At 69.3% G+C, this 15,326-nt stretch carries 15 protein-coding genes and 1 pseudogene; 8 read left to right on the top strand and 8 right to left on the bottom strand.

The window, feature by feature from the left end:
* Positions 1–78: 78 nt before the first annotated feature.
* The 6 genes and pseudogenes from LRS10_RS00200 to LRS10_RS00175 form a co-directional block, all read right to left on the bottom strand.
* Entirely contained in the window at positions 79–1,443 is a 1,365-nt protein-coding gene (locus LRS10_RS00200) for a dicarboxylate/amino acid:cation symporter (protein WP_257835482.1), read from the bottom strand.
* Between the two features lie 123 nt (positions 1,444–1,566).
* A complete protein-coding gene (locus LRS10_RS00195; protein WP_257835481.1) occupies positions 1,567–1,959 on the bottom strand; it encodes a YbaN family protein in 393 nt (130 codons plus the stop codon).
* Positions 1,960–2,042: 83 nt separating this feature from the next.
* Positions 2,043–2,375, bottom strand: a complete 333-nt coding sequence (locus tag LRS10_RS00190) for a response regulator (RefSeq protein WP_257835480.1) — start codon at positions 2,373–2,375, stop codon at positions 2,043–2,045.
* A gap of 104 nt (positions 2,376–2,479) precedes the next feature.
* Positions 2,480–4,372 carry a glucans biosynthesis glucosyltransferase MdoH gene (gene mdoH, locus LRS10_RS00185; RefSeq protein ID WP_257835479.1) on the bottom strand — a complete coding sequence of 631 codons (1,893 nt, stop codon included), beginning with the start codon at positions 4,370–4,372 and terminating at the stop codon, positions 2,480–2,482.
* A gap of 151 nt (positions 4,373–4,523) precedes the next feature.
* Entirely contained in the window at positions 4,524–5,171 is a 648-nt protein-coding gene (locus LRS10_RS00180; protein ID WP_257839045.1) for a DUF998 domain-containing protein, read from the bottom strand.
* A gap of 124 nt (positions 5,172–5,295) precedes the next feature.
* Positions 5,296–6,357, bottom strand: a pseudogene (locus LRS10_RS00175) (acyltransferase family protein); the annotation flags it as partial.
* A gap of 264 nt (positions 6,358–6,621) precedes the next feature.
* Here LRS10_RS00175 and LRS10_RS00170 point away from each other — a divergent pair.
* Positions 6,622–6,984 (top strand): cytochrome c, encoded by a 363-nt coding sequence (locus tag LRS10_RS00170; RefSeq protein ID WP_257835478.1) that lies wholly within the window; start codon positions 6,622–6,624, stop codon positions 6,982–6,984.
* On the opposite strand, the gene LRS10_RS00165 is transcribed toward LRS10_RS00170, so the two are convergent.
* On the bottom strand, positions 6,981–8,192 hold the full coding sequence (locus LRS10_RS00165; RefSeq protein ID WP_257835477.1) for a CaiB/BaiF CoA-transferase family protein: 1,212 nt from the start codon (positions 8,190–8,192) through the stop codon (positions 6,981–6,983). The two genes, LRS10_RS00170 and LRS10_RS00165, sit on opposite strands and share 4 nt — an antisense overlap.
* 65 nt (positions 8,193–8,257) lie before the next feature.
* On the opposite strand from LRS10_RS00165, the gene pcaH reads away from it, so the two are divergent.
* The 6 genes from pcaH to LRS10_RS00135 are packed head-to-tail and all read left to right on the top strand — an operon-like array spanning position 8,258 to position 12,426.
* Positions 8,258–9,034 carry a protocatechuate 3,4-dioxygenase subunit beta gene (gene pcaH, locus LRS10_RS00160; protein WP_257835476.1) on the top strand — a complete coding sequence of 259 codons (777 nt, stop codon included), beginning with the start codon at positions 8,258–8,260 and terminating at the stop codon, positions 9,032–9,034.
* A complete protein-coding gene (gene pcaG / locus LRS10_RS00155; protein WP_257835475.1) occupies positions 9,031–9,639 on the top strand; it encodes a protocatechuate 3,4-dioxygenase subunit alpha in 609 nt (202 codons plus the stop codon). The genes pcaH and pcaG overlap by 4 nt, the downstream gene beginning before the upstream one ends.
* 2 nt (positions 9,640–9,641) lie before the next feature.
* Positions 9,642–10,820 (top strand): lyase family protein, encoded by a 1,179-nt coding sequence (locus tag LRS10_RS00150; protein ID WP_257835474.1) that lies wholly within the window; start codon positions 9,642–9,644, stop codon positions 10,818–10,820.
* Entirely contained in the window at positions 10,771–11,553 is a 783-nt protein-coding gene (locus LRS10_RS24730; RefSeq protein ID WP_374569263.1) for an alpha/beta fold hydrolase, read from the top strand. The genes LRS10_RS00150 and LRS10_RS24730 overlap by 50 nt, the downstream gene beginning before the upstream one ends.
* Positions 11,553–11,930: a 4-carboxymuconolactone decarboxylase gene (gene pcaC / locus LRS10_RS00140; RefSeq protein ID WP_257835472.1), complete on the top strand. Its 378-nt coding sequence runs from the start codon at positions 11,553–11,555 to the stop codon at positions 11,928–11,930. The genes LRS10_RS24730 and pcaC overlap by 1 nt, the downstream gene beginning before the upstream one ends.
* A gap of 10 nt (positions 11,931–11,940) precedes the next feature.
* The gene (locus LRS10_RS00135; protein ID WP_257835471.1) at positions 11,941–12,426 is read left to right on the top strand and encodes a DUF3237 domain-containing protein; all 486 of its coding nucleotides are present in this window, start codon (positions 11,941–11,943) and stop codon (positions 12,424–12,426) included.
* Here LRS10_RS00135 and LRS10_RS00130 read toward each other — a convergent pair.
* Positions 12,423–13,556, bottom strand: coding sequence for a lysophospholipase (locus LRS10_RS00130; protein WP_257835470.1), 1,134 nt, complete (start codon positions 13,554–13,556; stop codon positions 12,423–12,425). The genes LRS10_RS00135 and LRS10_RS00130 overlap by 4 nt on opposite strands.
* Before the next feature lie 57 nt (positions 13,557–13,613).
* Between LRS10_RS00130 and LRS10_RS00125 the strand changes: the two genes are divergently transcribed.
* Positions 13,614–15,215: a long-chain-fatty-acid--CoA ligase gene (locus LRS10_RS00125; RefSeq protein WP_257835469.1), complete on the top strand. Its 1,602-nt coding sequence runs from the start codon at positions 13,614–13,616 to the stop codon at positions 15,213–15,215.
* Positions 15,216–15,326: the final 111 nt, after the last annotated feature.

Genomic DNA, 15,326 nt, shown 5'->3' with positions numbered 1-15,326 from the left:
CATGAGCGGCGGCCGGCCGCAGGCCATGAGCTCCGAGGATGCCAGCACGCCTGCAGCGCGCAGCCAATGCGAGAGCCGTCAACCGCCGGCGAGGCTCGCCGACGGCGCCTCCGCCGTCCAGGCGCCGTCATAGGCTTCGCGGTCCAGAAGGCCCTCTTCCTTTGCGACGAGGGTGGGGACCAGCGCCTGACCGGCGACGTTCACGGCCGTCCGCCCCATGTCGAGGATCGGGTCGATGGCGAGCAGCAGTCCCGCGCCTTCCAGCGGAAGGCCCAGCGTCGAAAGGGTCAGCGTCAGCATGACCGTGGCGCCCGTCAGGCCGGCGGTGGCCGCCGATCCGATCACAGACACGAAGACGATCAGCAGATAGTCGGTGATCTGCAGCGGGACGCCGAAGAACTGTGCGACGAAGATCGCGGAGATGGCCGGGTAGATCGCAGCGCAGCCATCCATCTTCGTGGTGGCGCCCAACGGCACGGCGAAGGCGGCGTAGGCTTGCGGCACGCCCAGTCGGTGGATGGTCACGCTTTCCGTCACGGGCAGCGTGCCGATGGACGATCGCGAGACGAAGCCGAGTTGCACGGCCGGCCACACCGCGCGGAAGAACCGCGATGGGCTGAGACCGTGGGCGGCCAGCAAGGCCGGGTAGACGACCAGCAGCACGATCGCCAGGCCGAGGTAGACGGCGGCCGTGAACTGCCCGAGCTGGCCCAGAGCATCCCAGCCGTACTTGGCGACGGCGTTGCCCAGGAGCCCGACGGTGCCGATCGGGGTCAGCCGGATCACCCACCAGAGCACCTTCCGCACCACCGCAAGGGCGGCGGCGTTGAACGCGAGGAACGGCCGAGCGGCCTCGCCGGTCTTCAGAGCCGCCGCGCCGATCACGAGGGCGATGACCAGGATCTGCAGGACGTTGAAGTTGAGCGTGGTCGTGGCCCCACCGTCCGCCAGCTTGGTCGAGGCGGCGAGCCCGAGGAAGTTCGAAGGCGCCAGACCGACGAGGAAGTCGAGCCACGTGCCCCTGGTGGCCGGCGCGTGGGCCGCTTCCGCCGCGACGGCGGTGTGGAGGCCCGGCTCGAGCGCCAGACCGAGCCCGATGCCGATGACAACCGCGATCAACGCCGTGACCGCAAACCACAGGAGGGTGCGCCACGCGAGGGCGGCGGCGTTCTGAAGCTCGCCCAGGCGGGCGATGCTGGCGACGATGGCGGTGAACACCAGCGGCGGCACGAGCGCCCGCAGGAGCTGGATGAACGTAGATCCGGTGATCCGCAGCGCCTCGGCCAAGCCGTGGCCGGCCTCGCCCTCGCCGGCGCCGAGGCTGCGCGCCAGGAGCCCGAGCAGCAGGCCCAGCGCCATGCCGGCCAGCACCTGCAGTCCGAAGCCGCTGATGAAGCGGTCGCCGCCCGAGGGCCCGCCAGTGGAGCGCGCAGCCGTCGCCATGATAACCCTCGAGCTCTGCCCGCCCTATCTCTAGCCCGCGAGTAGGGAATGCCGCGCGGCGGAATTTCTATCGTGGACATCAGAACGGCTGGGGCTGCGCGCGGCGGCGGGTCAGGCGGCGGGTCAGGCGGCGGGGCGGCTCACCACGTAGGCCGCAACGCAAGCGAGCACCACGCCCACGCCGGCGGCGATCCAGCCGTTATGGGTGGTCACGGCGACGATCACCCAGCTCAAGGTCATCATCGTCACGGCCAGGAGCTTGGCCCGCCGGGGGATGGCGCCGCGCTCTTCCCAGTCGCGGATGTACGGCCCGAAGGTGGGGTTCTGGCGCAGGCGCTCTGCCCATTCGGGTGACCCGCGCGCAAAGGCCCAGAGCGCGATGAGCAGGAAGATCGTCGTCGGCATCACGGGCAGGACGACCCCGATGGCGGCCAAACCAAGGGCGATCAGGCCGATGCCCCGGTAGATCATCGTCCGTCGGCGAGGCGGATTGCCCGGCGGTGGCGGCGTCGTCATCGGGTCAGGCTCGGCCGCGCGGACTGCATCGCAAGCAGTGATCGATGCAAACCCGCCGCGTGGCAACCGCCTTGCGACCGGCGTCAGAAGGCGCAGGCCTCGGCCAGGCGCCGCGGCTGGATCGGTTTGGAGACGACCTTGGCACCAGGTTCGCCGCGCAGCAGGTCGGCGTTCGCCGTCACATAGACGACTGGGAGCGGACCCAACTCCTCGGTGATGGCGCTCACCGCCTCGATGCCGGTGCCGCCGATGATGCGCAGGTCGGCGGTGATCAGGTCCGGGCGCTGGCCTCGAGCGCATGCCAAGGCGCTGGGGGGACTGTCGGCCCAGTCGAATGACTCATAGCCCAGGTCGCGCAGCAGCTGCTCGATTTCGAGCGCAATCAGCATCTCGTCTTCGATGATCAGTGCATGCATGCCGGACTCCAACTTCTGGTGGAATGTCGCGCGCACGGTGAAGGTTCCTGGAGCCTCCCCGACGCGGGCATGCCCGTATTGCTACGGGCATCCGGGGCGGCGCGCTAGGCCGACGTTGCGGCCTTGCGCGGCGAGGCCGCCAGGAGGGCGAGGGTCGCGCTGACCAGCTGCTCCTCAGGCGTGGCGAACAGCGCCTGGCGGGCCCGCCGGCGAGCGGCCCGACGAGAAGTCCAGACCGCCAGCGGGGCGGCGAACAGCAGCGGCAACACGACCGGGGCGAAGCACAGCGACAGATCCGGGCGGAAGCAGAGCCCGGCCAGGAACACCACCCCCGTAACCATCTGCCATTGCATGGCCTTGAAGGCGACGTTCCACGGCAGCTCGTCGGCTTCGCGTTGCTGCGGCAACCAGCCGGCGTCGTGGCCGCGGAAGGTCTGCATCACCGAGTGGGTGTTCGCCACCATCTGTATGGGAGCCAGGATGGCTGCCAGCAGTATCTCGAGACCCACGCTCTTCAGGACCGTGCGGGTCCCGCCGAACGCGCGGCGCTCGCGCGGACGGCTCAGCACCAGGAGCGCGCCCATGATCTTGGGGCTGACGAGCAGGATGGCCGAGAGCACGGTCGTCAGCATGAACGGCGTGAACTCGGGGTTCAGCACGTATAGGAAGGAGTTCCAGTCCACCGGGTACTGCAGCTGCATGGCCAGGCCGATCACCAGGGCCGCGAACCAGAGCGGCGAGGCGAGGTAGGCGAGGCATCCGAAGAACAGCTGCAGGCGGCTCACCGGATGCAGGCCCTTCGCATCCAGCAGGTTGAGGTGCTGCAGGTTGCCCTGGCACCAGCGCTGGTCCCGACGCATGAAGTCGAAGATGGTCGGCGGCGTCTGTTCGCAGCTGCCGTCCAGGGCGGCGGTCAGGTGGACGGCCCAGCCGTTGCGCCGGAGCAGGGCGCCTTCGACGACGTCATGGCTGAGGATGTGACCCCCGAACGGCTTGGCGCCGGGCAGGATCGGCAGGCCGGAGCTTTCCGCGAAGGCGCGCACGCGCACGATTGCGTTGTGGCCCCAGTAGCTGGACTCCGCGCCCGTCCACCAGGCGAGCCCGGCGGCGGCGACACGGCCGTACATCTGGACGCCGAACTGCGACAGACGGGCGAAGAGCGTCTGGGCTCCGACGATGGTCGGGGCCGTCTGGATCAGTCCGATGCGCGGGTTGCGCTCCATGGCGTCGACCAGCCGCAGCACAGTCTCACCGGCCATGGTGCTGTCCGCGTCGAGCACGATCATGCACTCGTAGGCCGCGCCGTAGCGGCGAACCCAGTCGGCGACGTTGCCGGCCTTGCGCTCGATGTTCTCGGTCCGGCGCCGCATGTAGACGTTGCAATGCGCGTGGCTGCGCAGTGCGACATAAGCCGAGCGTTCTTCGGCGGCGATGTCTTCCCGACGGGAGTCGCTCAGGACGAAGATGTCGAATGCGTCCGCCACGCCGAGACGTCCGAGGGCGCCGTCCAGAGCGCTCAGACGCGCGAGCGCCGCATGGGCGTCCTCGTGATAGAGCGGCATCAGCAACGCCGTCCGCGTCGTGGGGGCGCTGGGATGCGGCGAGAAGGCGAGGTCGTCCTGCTCCCGGCCGGTGGCCAGCACATAGAGGCCGGCGACGGCGTTGCAGAACCAGAGGCACATGGCTGCGCCCAGCAGCACGAACACGGCGAAGCCGGCCGCCTCGAGCGGTTGCCACCCCTTCCGGGCATAGAGGACGAAGGGGCCCCAAAGCAGCAGGGCGGTCAGGATCAGCGAGCCGCCGAACAGCGCCGCCCGGCGGCGGTTGACGTGGCGCGGGGACGTGGCGGGGGCCGGCGCGAGTTCCGCCGGCTCGCCGCGGCCCAGCGGCTGGCGGGGCATGGCGAGCGGCGCCTCGTCCGGCATCCAGGGCGCGCCGGGAACTTCCTCGGCTCGCCACGGCGCGACGGGCTGGAAGAGACTCGCAACGCTGTTCATTTACCGCTCGCCCCCGAAACTGCACCCGGCGGCGCGACCCTCGCGGAGCTGCGCCGACCTAGCCTCGGCTAGATTCGTCACCCTTCAATCACGGACTCGTGATTAAAGCCAGTCTAACGAGAGCGTGATCGCTCTTTAGGCGCAATTTGCCTCAGGCGCCGTACGCCTGGGCCGCCGCCGGCCCTTTGAGCTTGCGGTCGAGGAGCCATGCGGCCACGGCGACCCATCCGACCAGGATCACGGCGTAGCTGCGCTCCCACCACCCGACGTTGGCGTCGTTCACAAGGCCCGGCATCACCAGATGCTTGGTGATCACGGTGAGCACCCCCATCGCCAGGAAGGCGGCGGCGAGGAACCACTTCAGGCCGGCCATGTCGCGAGTCGAGCGCAGCGACCACAGGAGCAGCAACGGCGCGAGTTGGATGCCGAGCGCGAGGTTGATGGCCAGGTGCCGCGGGTCAGGCCAAGGGAAGATGGCGGCCGCCACGAGGCCGTAGCCGGCGAGGATGAAGACGATGGCCACCAGGGCGCCGGCGATCCGGGCTCCGGTCAGCCGCTGAATGGCCAGGCCGAAGCCGATCCCCGCCAGCCCCGCCATGAGACCAGCCGTCAGGACTCCAAGGTTGAAGATCATGGGCTGAGGCGCGGTCGCTCCGCCGAGCTCGCTGAGGTACTGCCGGGCGTGGTTGAAATCTGGATAGGCGAGGGTGGCCGCCGCGACCGCGGCCGCGGCGAAGACGGGGGGCCGCCACGCCCAGTCTGAGCAGGGCCCGACCCCGGGAGTGACGGGGCGCGTCAGGGACGGCGTCGAGCGGTTTCAACCCCCAAAGCGGGCGCATGACGGGGATGCGGCGGACGATCTCATAGACGAGCAGACTGCCCCCGAACGTCACGCTTGTCAGGATCAGCGCCTCGGGTGCGGCCGGAATGCCCGCCGGCTTCAGCAGGAAGACCGCCGCGACGAGGATGGTCTGGTGGGCGAGATAGCAGGGGAAGATGCCGTCGTTCAGGTAGCGCAGGACGGGTGAATTCGCGCGGCGCAAGTGCCGGCTGCCGAAGGCCAGAATGGCGGCGATGGTGACCCACTGGGCGATGCCGAAGACGGTGTTGCGCGGGATGTCGAAGAACGCGCCGCCGCCCGGATGCCAGGCCTGGATCATCACCAGGGAAAGGCTCAGCGCGGACAGCCCAAGAAACGTCCAGCGGCGGTCTTCCAGCTCGCGCCAGATCGTCTCGCGATTCACGACGAGGAAGCCGAACGTGAAGGCGCCGAAGGAAAGCGCGTGGTTGTACCAGTCCAGCGAAAGCCGGTTGGTGATGCCGAAGACGGGGAACAGCGTCAGCCGGATGACGATCAGGTAGGCGGCGGGGACCCAGAGGACGCGCCAGCCTGACAGCGCCCGCTCCAGCGCATCGCCCAGCCGCTCCATGGCTCCGGGGCGCGCCATCAGCGGCAGGATCGCCACCGTGTAGGCCGTAAGGAAGACCAGGAACCATAGGTGGTTGACGGGGACGCCGTTGGCGAGGCCGCTGAAGCTGAACTCACGGCCCATCCAGGGCAACAGCCCGTCCTGCCAGTACCCCTTGTCGACCGCCTCGATCCAGGACTGCAGTGGGACGAGGGCGACGATGCCGAACAGCAACGGCGGGAGCAGCCGTGCGATACGGCTGGAGGCCACCTCGGACGTCGTGCGGCGCTGGGCCATCAGCCGCAAGGCGGAGCCGGCCACCAGGAACAGGAGCGTCAGACGCCAAGGCCCTGTCAGGAGGATCGCCTCCCGCATCCACTCGAACCGATGCGTGCTGCGGATGTGCCAATCGTAGGGCGCGTAGACGAGCGCCACGTGGAACAGGATCAGCAGACCGAAGGCTCCGACCCGGATCCAGTCCAGATCGGCCCGCCGTTCGCGTGCAGGCGCGCGGACGCCCTCACGCTCCTGCAGGGCGACGCGGACTTGAACCGGCGCTGTAGCTGTCAGACTCATGGCTACTCCCGACCCTGCGGCAGGAACCTCATCACGCGTTCGTGTGCAACGAGAAACCGAATCTTGGCCGTGACGCCGGTCTGGTGGCGAGCCGGGTTTGGGTGATCAAGTCGTCGCCGCGTCGTGGGACGGGGCGAGCATTCGGCGCTCTCCCGGCCGCCGGAATCCAGGAGGCGCCGCTTCGCTCGGGACTAAGTAGCCGTACGGAAGCGCCAAGCTGCGCCTTTCCCGTCATGCTCAGCCAGCTACTGGGAGACCAAGATCATGCTGCGGACGCTTTCCTTGCTGGTCGCCGGCGCCGCCCTGCTGTCGGCCTGCGCGTCGGCCGGCCCGTCCTCTGGCCCGTCCTCTGGCCCGTCCTCTGGCCCGGGCGTCGATCCGGCGGCGGCGCGGGGCGAAGCTTTCGCGGTGCGTCGGTGCAGCGGCTGCCACGCGGTGGGCCTCGACGGCAGCCCGGCGGCCAACGGTCCCCCGTTCTGGCAACTGCAACGCCGCTACAACGCCCTGTCGCTGCAGAAGCGCTTCGCCGAGATCTCGCAGCACGGTTCGGGCGAGATGCCGCCGATCGAGATCACACGCTCGGAAGCGGAGGATCTCGTCGCCTACTTCGCGACGCTCGGGCGCTAGATCACCCCGGCGGCGGCGAGTTTCTCCAGGGACGCAGCGTCCAGGCCAAGTCGGCCGCCAAGCACTTCGGCGTTGTGTTCGCCCACCGTCTGCGGGGCCAGTCCGCGAACGCCGCCAGGCGTCGCGGAGAACTTGGGAAAGGCCCCCTGCATCTTGAGCCCCGGCCAGCGGGGATGATCGGGCATCTCGATGATCGCCTCGCGCGCCGCGAAGTGTGGGTCGTGCAGCATGTCGGCGGGACCGTAGATCCGTCCGGCAGGCACTCCGTGCTCCAGCATCAGCGCCTCGAGCTGCTCCACGGTCAAGGTGCGCGTCCAGTCCGAGATCAGGCCGTCGAGTTCCGCCTGGCGCTCGCCTCGGGCGGTGTGAGTGGCGTAGCGGGGATCGTCCGCCAGGCCAGGCCGACCCATGGCCTCGCACAGCCGCCGGAACACGCCGTCGCCGTTGGCCCCGATCAGGTACTCGCCGTCGCTGCAGGGATAGACGTTCGACGGGGCGATGCCGGGCAGAATGGCGCCGCTTCGCTTGCGGCTGTGGCCCGTGGCGACGTACTCGGGGATCAGACCCTCCATCACCTGGAGCACGGCCTCGTACAGCGCGCAGTCCACCACCTGGCCTTTGCCGTTCAGATCGCGCGCGCGGAGCGCGGCGAGCGCGCCCATCGCCCCATAGGTGGCGCACAGCGAATCGCCGATCGACACCCCCATGCGCGACGGGGGGCGGTCGGGCTCGCCTACGATAGCGCGCCAGCCGCCCATGGCCTCGCCGATGCCTCCAAAGCCGGCACGCTGCGCGTAGGGCCCGTTCTGGCCATAGCCCGACATCCGCACGACGACGAGGCCGGGGTTCGTTTCCTGCAGGCGCTCGGGGCCCAGGCCCCAGCCCTCGACCGTGCCGGGCCGGAAGTTCTCGATGAAGACGTCGGCGCCGGCGATGAGCTTGCGGGCGATCTCCTGGCCCTCAGGCTTGCGGAGGTTCAGGGACACCGACTTCTTGTTGCGCGCGATGACCTCCCACCAGACCGGCGCGCCCTGTCCCCATTGGCGCATGGGATCGCCCGCGCCCGGCGGTTCGAGCTTGATCACCGTGGCCCCCATGTCGCCCAGCAGCTGCCCGCAGAACGGGCCGGCGATGAGCTGGCCGGCTTCCACGACGACGAGCCCCTCGAGCGGGCCGATCTGACCGGTGAAGGCGGACGGCTGGGTCATGAGCACTCCTTGAACGTCAGGCGAAACCTAGCGGCCGGCGCCGAAGCGTCAAGTAAACTGACATTATGTCGCCGCCGGAGCTGTGCTTCTCATTGCATACCGCCACGCCGCGCGACATGCTTAGAATTCAAATGATCAGCGCCAGCCGATACGTTGCGGAAGATGAAGAGGCGCAGCCGCCGCTCCTTTTCCCGCCTTACCGATCCACCGTGCTCCGGGCGCCGAAGCGCCCGCCCGTGCGGATTCCACAGACGCTCACCGAGATCACGGGTCCTGCGAGCGCCTGGGAAAGCCTGGGCGGTCCGGCCTGCAGCGACCTGACGAAGCAACATGCCGGCGCGCCGCTCGGCCAGCGGATCGTGATGGCGGGCCGTGTGCTCGACGAAGCGGGCCGGCCGGTTCCCCGCACCCTGATCGAGGTTTGGCAGGCCAACGCGGCCGGTCGCTACGCTCACGCCAAGGATCAGTGGGATGCGCCGCTCGACCCCAACTTCACCGGCGCGGGCCGCCTCGTCACCGACGACGAGGGCCGTTATCGTCTGACGACGATCAGGCCCGGCGCGTACCCTTGGGGCAACCACGACAATGCCTGGCGTCCTGCGCACATCCACCTCTCCCTCTTCGGGGCGGCCTTCGCGTCCCGTCTCGTGACGCAGTGCTACTTCGAAGGCGATCCGCTGATCGCGCTCGATCCCATCGCGGCGTCGGTTCCCGAGGGCGCGAGGGAGCGGTTGATCGCGCGCTTCGACCTTGGCCTGACGGAGCCGAGCTTCGCCCTGGGATACGTCTTCGACATCGTCCTGCGCGGGCCGGCGTCGACGCCGACGGAGGACCCCGCTTGAAGCGCGCGCAGACCCCTTCACAGACAGTCGGTCCGTTCTTCCACTACGCTCTGCCCTGGCCGGGGTGCGGCGACGTGGCGGGCGGCGGCTCGGAGCCGATCGGCTGCCGGCTTGACCTTGTTCCCGACGGGCATCGGCTGTTCGCGCCGGGGTCGGGCGCCCGCCCGGCCGGAGAAGTGATTGAACTCGTCGGCTGCGTTCTGGACGGCGCAGGTGACCCGACGCCGGACGTCCTGATTGAAACCTGGCAGGCGGACTGCGACGGCCGCTATGGCGCGCCGGGCTTTCAAGGCCTGGGCCGCTGCGCGACGGGAGAGGACGGAACCTTCCGCCTCCGTCTCATCAAGCCGGGCCGGGCCGGCGGCCCGGGCGACAGCGTGCAGGCGCCTCACGTCGCCGTGGGGATTATCGGGCGCGGACTGCTGAAGCGGCTCGTGACACGCGCCTACTTCGAAGGCGACGAAGGCCATGATGAGGATCCGGTCCTTACGCTCGTCCCCGCGGAGCGCCGCGACACCCTGATGGCCCGCGCAGACGGCGCAGGCCGTTTCCGGTTCGACATCGTCCTGCAGGGCCAGGGCGAAACCGTCTTCTTCGAGTTCTGACGGTGGTCTCGCGGATCCGCGACCTGGCCGCCGGGACGGCCGAGATGCTGGACATCTTCGGCGATGAGGCGCTGGTCGGCCACGCGCTGGAGTTCGAGGCGGCGCTTGCCCGGGCGCAAGCCGGCGGCGGTCTTCTGTGTGCCGAGGACGCGGCGGCGGTCGTGACCGCGTGCGCGGAGCCGTTCGACATCGACATCCTGGCCACGGAGGGCGCGCACGCCGGGACCTTCGCCATCCCGCTGGTCGCGGAACTGAGGGCCCGAGGCGCGGCAAAGGCGCATCTGGGCGCCACCAGCCAGGACGTGGCCGACACAGCCCTGATGCTGCAGGCCAAGGCGGGTCTGGCAGCTCTCGACCGCGACTTCGGGCGTATCGGCGTGGCGCTCGAGGCCTTGGCGCGCAGGCACGCGCGAACGCCCATGCTGGCGCGCACCCTGCTGCAGCCGGCCCTGCCCACAACCTTCGGCCTCAAGGCCGCGCAGTGGCGTCTGCTGGGCGCCGACGCGCGCCGACGCCTCTCGCGCGAGGGAAACGCGGCTCTGCGTCTGCAGCTGGGAGGGCCCGCGGGGACGCTGAAGGATCAGGGCGGCCGCAGCGTCGAGATCGCCGTGGCCATGGCGGCGGAGCTGGGCCTGGGGGTCTCGGTTGCGCCCTGGCACAGCCGGCGCGACGCCATTGCGGGTCTCGGCGCCGCCTTGGCCATCGCGACGGTGGGCCTCGCCAAGATCGCCACGGACGTTGCGCTGATGAGCCAGGGGGAGGTCCGCGAGGCCTTCGAGCCCCGTGTCCCCGGTCGCGGCGGATCTTCGGCCATGGCGCACAAGCGCAATCCGACCGGTTGCCAGGTCGCCCGTTCCGCGGGCCTTCGCGCGCCGCATCTGGCGGCGACACTGCTGGCGAGCGTCGCGGGGGAGCACGAGCGGGCGCTGGGAGCCTGGCAAGCCGAGGCGCCCGGTCCTGGCGGAGCTGTTCGTGCTGACCGGCGGCGCGGCTGCCGCGATGGCGACGGTGCTCGAGGGGCTCGAGGTCGACGCCGACGCAATGCGGCGCAACCTGGAGGCCGCGGGGGGTCGAAGGCGATCCCGGAGAGGCGGAGGCGCTGGTCGCGCGCGCGCTGGCGGCGGGCGCGCCATGAGCCGCTTCATGGCGTCCGACGGCTGCCGCCTGGCCTTCGACGCTGAAGGCCCCGCCGAGGCGCGGCCTGTGCTGCTGCTTCATTCCCTCGGCTGCGATCACAGGCTCTGGGACGCCCAGGCGCAGGCGCTCGTGGCGGGCGGCCGGCGCGTGATCCGGCCCGACATCCGGGGCCACGGCGGGTCGGACGCCCCGTCGGGCGACTATCCGCTGGACCGCCTGGTGCAGGACGCGCTCGAACTGCTCGACCACGTCGAAGCGCCGCGGGCCCACGTCGTCGGCTTGTCTTTGGGCGGCGTGATCGCCCAGGCGCTGGATCATGCCGCCCCCCCATCGCGTCGCTTCCCTCACACTAGCCAATACGCTGCCGAGGATCGGCGATGCGGAAGGCTGGACGGCCCGCGCCGAACTGGTTCGCGCCCAGGGCCTCGCGGCGATCGCCGACCTGGCGATGGCGCGGTTCTTCTCGCCCGGTTTCTGCGTGTGCGCCCCGGGCGTCGTGGCCGCGGCCCATACGACACTGCTTGCCACCAGCCCGGAGGGCTACGTGGGCTGCTGCGGCGCCCTTCGCGACGCCGATCTGGGGCGCACGCGCCTCGACCTGCCGACGCTCATCGTCGCCGGCACGCGCGACGTCTCCACGACCGCGGAAGCCATGGCGGAATTCGCCGCCACGCTGCCCGACTCGTACTTTGTCGAGCTGGACGCCGGCCACCTTTCGAACCTCGAGCAGCCGGGCCCCTTCAATGCCGCCCTGCTGAGCCATCTGGAGGCGCATGATGGATGAGTCCGAACGTCATAGTCGCGGCATGGAGACCCGGCGGCAGGTGCTGGGCGCGGCGTACGTCGATCGCGCCCAGGCGCGGACGACGCCATTCACGGCCGAGTTCCAGGACCTGCTGACCCGCTACGCCTGGGGCGAGATCTGGACGCGTCCGGGCCTCGACCAGCAGACGCGGAGGCTGATCACCATCGGCATGATGGTGGCGCTCGGCCGCGAGCAGGAACTGCGCCTGCACATCGAGGCGGCGCTCGACGGCGGCGTGCCGGCCGAAACGCTAAAGGAAGTGCTGCTGCAGAGCGCGATCTACTGCGGTGTGCCAGCGGCCAATGCCGCCTTCCACGCCGCCGCCGAAATCCTCGCCAAGCGTGCCTGAGGACGCATTCATGGACAGCCTCCCCGCCGAACACCTCTGTGACGTCGACATCCGGCTGGAGGACGGCCATCCCCTCGTGTTCGGCCGCTCGCCCTGGCGCAACCGCAGGCTCAGCGTGATTTCCGGCGGCGCCGTCGCCGGTCCGCGTCTGTCCGGCGAGGTGCTACCGGGCGGCGGCGACTGGTCCGAAGGCGGAGCCGACGACGCCGGTGACGCGCTCACCCTTGTGGACGTCCGCTCGGCGTGGCGGACACACGACGGAGCCCTCATCCACGTCACCTATCAGGGTCGGTTGGTGATCCCTGCCGACGTGCTGGAGGACTTCCGCGATTCGACCCGCGTGGAGGCGCTGTCGACCGACCGCTACTACTTCCGCATCCAGCCACTCTTCGAGACGGCGGACGCCCGCTACGGCTGGCTGAACCGAACGGTGGCCGTGGGCTTCGGGCGCCGCACCGCTGCGGGCGTGCGCTACCGGATCTACGGCTTGCGCTAGAGCCGCGCGCGGGCCCAATCGGCGACCAGAGAGGCGGCGGCGTTGCGCACTTCGGGGCTGTCTTCGAAGTAGTGGGCGCCGGGGATCAGCTCCAGCGTCTTGTCCTTCGAGCCGAGGAAGCTGTGGATGTCGCGGGCGTCCTGGGGGAAGACGCCGGTGTCGGCGGTGCCCTGCACGACCAGCGCGGGCTGGGTGAACTTCTGCAAGTGCGGACGTCCCTGGCAGTTCGACGTCTCAAGGCTCCACATCGACAGCCAGGTCTTGATGTTGTTGGCGCGGCCGATCGAGGGCGTCTTGTTCGCCACCGCGGGATGGCCGCGGTAGCACATCGGCGTGGCGCGGTCGGACGGGTCGATGGTGCCGTCCATCATGCGAAGATCGCCCCAGCAGCGGAAAAGCGGGAAAACCCGATCGGGAATGCCGGCCTCGTTCAGCCGCTTCAACTCTGCCTTGGCCCAGTCGGTGATGCGCTGGTTCCGAGCGCGCTGGGCGGCGCGGTACTTGGCGATGAACTCCTGGGAGTAGGGCGGCGTGTTGGCCTCGCTGAACGGGTCGAGCTCGGGATCCGTGGCCACGGGATCGGTCTCGTCGATGACCGAAGCGTCCATCCAGTCGGTGAGGACTTCCGGCCGGCCCTGGTGCGCGTTCAGCGACACGTAGAGGTCAGCTCTGGGCAGGCTCTGATAGGCTTCTGCAGCGGCGCCGGTGAGCAGGTGGGTCATCGTCGGCTTGATGGCCTCGCCCTGGTAGGCGCCCATCAGGGAGCCCCCGCCGGAATTGCCGAGGATGATGATGGTCTCGACACCCGCCACATCGCGCAGCCACTTCATGCCGACGCTGATGTCGAGGATGGCGTGCTCCAGCAGGAACTGGTCCTCGAAGCCACGATAGCGCGTGTTCCAGCCGAGGAAGCCGAACCCGCGGGTGGCGAGATAGGGCGCGATGTAATGCTCGGAGAAGTCGACGTTGTAGTGGGTGGCGATGAACGCAGCCTTCGGCTTCTGGCCCTTCGGTGTCCAGTAGATGCCCTGGCACGGATGGCCGCCCGCCTGGATTCTCGGCGCGGTCGGGGAGGCGAAGCCCAGGAACTGCGTGTCCACCTTCGCCAGCAACTCGCTCAAGCCTTCCATCGACGCGTCCCCTCATCTTATAGTTCGGTATCTAAGCAATAATGGTGGGAGGGCCTGATGCAAGGCCTCATGCAGGACATTCCGCTCACGCTGGACCGGATCATCGATCATGCGGCCCGCTGGCACGGCGGCCGCGAGATCGTCAGCCGCGATGGCCAGGGCCAGATTTCCCGCACCACCTACGCCGAAGTCCACGCTCGCGCCAAGCAGGTCTCCAACGCGTTGAAGGCCGAAGGCATCGCGCCGGGCGACCGGGTCGGCACGCTCGGGTGGAACGGCTACCGCCACTTCGAGGCCTGGTACGGGACCATCGGCATCGGCGCGGTGCTGCACACCCTGAACCCGCGGCTCTTCCCCGAGCAGATCGCCTACATCGCCAACCACGCCGAGGACCGGATCCTGCTGGCCGATCCGGCCTGCCGCCCGCTGGTGGAGCAGTTGCTGCCGCAGTGCGCGACGATCGAGAAGGTCATCTACCTCGACGAGGACTTCGACGCCTGGATCGCCCCGCATGCCGCGGAGTGCGCCTGGGGCGGCTTCGATGAGCGGACGGCGGCGGGGCTCTGCTACACCTCCGGCACGACGGGCAATCCGAAAGGCGTGCTCTACGGCCACCGCTCCAACTACCTGCACTGCCTGATGACGCTCCAGTCGGACGCGCTGGCGCTGTCGGCCAGGGACACGGTGCTGCTCGTGGTGCCGATGTATCATGCCAATGCGTGGGGCGTGATCTACTCGGCCCCGATGGTCGGCGCGAAGCTGGTGATGCCGGGCCAGCGGATGGACGGCGCCTCGATCCACGAACTCATCGAAACCGAAGGGGTGACCTACTCGGCTGCGGTGCCGACGGTCTGGCAGATGCTGCTCACCCACCTGAAAGAGACCGACGGGAAGCTCTCGACCCTGCAGCGGGTGACCATCGGTGGCTCGGCGGTGCCGGAGAGCCTGATCCGCACCTTCCACGACGACTATGGCGTCGACGTGGTCCAGGGCTGGGGCATGACAGAGACCTCGCCGCTGGCCACCATCTCGCAGCCAGACGCGCGGATTGCGGAACTCGGCTTCGACGAGCAGGTGCCCTACAAGCTGAAACAGGGGCGGCTGCTGGGCGGCCTCGATCTGAAGCTCTGCGACGACGCGGGCGCCACGCTGCCGCACGACGGCAAGACGTTCGGCCGGCTGATGATCAAGGGGCCGACCATCGCGGCGGCCTACTTCAAGGGCGAGGGCGGCCAGGTGCTGGACGACGAGGGTTTCTTCGACACCGGCGACGTGTCGACCATCGACCCCGACGGCTACATGCAGATCACCGACCGGGCGAAGGACGTGATCAAGTCGGGCGGTGAGTGGATCAGCTCGATCGACGTGGAGAACGTGGCCGTCGGCCATCCGGCGGCCGAGCTCTGCGCGGTTATCGGCGTCTCCCATCCCAAATGGGACGAGCGGCCGATCCTCCTTGTGCAGCTGAAGCCCGGCGCGACCTGCACCAAGGACGACGTGCTGCGCTTTCTGGAGGGGAAGATCGCGCGTTGGTGGATGCCCGACGACGTGCTCTTCGTCGACGAGATCCCGCTCGGCGCGACGGGAAAGATCGACAAGAAACTGATCCGCCAGCGGATGACGGATTACAAGCTGCCGTTCGGCGACCCCGTTCGTTAGGCCTTCAGGCGCTCCGCCAGGAAGATCACCCGCTTCACCATCACCGGCAGGAGTTGCTTTGGCATGGCCTCGGTGAGCTCCGCGCCGTCCGAAAGCCTTGTCGGCGAACGG

The organism is Phenylobacterium sp. J426 (assembly GCF_024699945.1).
Lineage (GTDB): Bacteria > Pseudomonadota > Alphaproteobacteria > Caulobacterales > Caulobacteraceae > Phenylobacterium.
Note: the sequence above shows the minus strand (reverse complement) of the source record. Positions and strands in the feature narration are given on the sequence as shown.

Bases quoted from the DNA above. Each gene is read 5' to 3' on its own strand.
- LRS10_RS00200 (WP_257835482.1), bottom strand. From the start codon at position 1,443: ATGGCGACGGCTGCGCGCTCCACTGGCGGGCCCTCGGGCGGCGACCGC.
- LRS10_RS00195 (WP_257835481.1), bottom strand. From the start codon at position 1,959: ATGACGACGCCGCCACCGCCGGGCAATCCGCCTCGCCGACGGACGATG.
- LRS10_RS00190 (WP_257835480.1), bottom strand. From the start codon at position 2,375: ATGCATGCACTGATCATCGAAGACGAGATGCTGATTGCGCTCGAAATC.
- mdoH (WP_257835479.1), bottom strand. From the start codon at position 4,372: ATGAACAGCGTTGCGAGTCTCTTCCAGCCCGTCGCGCCGTGGCGAGCC.
- LRS10_RS00170 (WP_257835478.1), top strand. From the start codon at position 6,622: ATGCTGCGGACGCTTTCCTTGCTGGTCGCCGGCGCCGCCCTGCTGTCG.
- LRS10_RS00165 (WP_257835477.1), bottom strand. From the start codon at position 8,192: ATGACCCAGCCGTCCGCCTTCACCGGTCAGATCGGCCCGCTCGAGGGG.
- pcaH (WP_257835476.1), top strand. From the start codon at position 8,258: ATGTCGCCGCCGGAGCTGTGCTTCTCATTGCATACCGCCACGCCGCGC.
- LRS10_RS24730 (WP_374569263.1), top strand. From the start codon at position 10,771: ATGAGCCGCTTCATGGCGTCCGACGGCTGCCGCCTGGCCTTCGACGCT.
- pcaC (WP_257835472.1), top strand. From the start codon at position 11,553: ATGGATGAGTCCGAACGTCATAGTCGCGGCATGGAGACCCGGCGGCAG.
- LRS10_RS00135 (WP_257835471.1), top strand. From the start codon at position 11,941: ATGGACAGCCTCCCCGCCGAACACCTCTGTGACGTCGACATCCGGCTG.
- LRS10_RS00130 (WP_257835470.1), bottom strand. From the start codon at position 13,556: ATGGAAGGCTTGAGCGAGTTGCTGGCGAAGGTGGACACGCAGTTCCTG.
- LRS10_RS00125 (WP_257835469.1), top strand. From the start codon at position 13,614: ATGCAAGGCCTCATGCAGGACATTCCGCTCACGCTGGACCGGATCATC.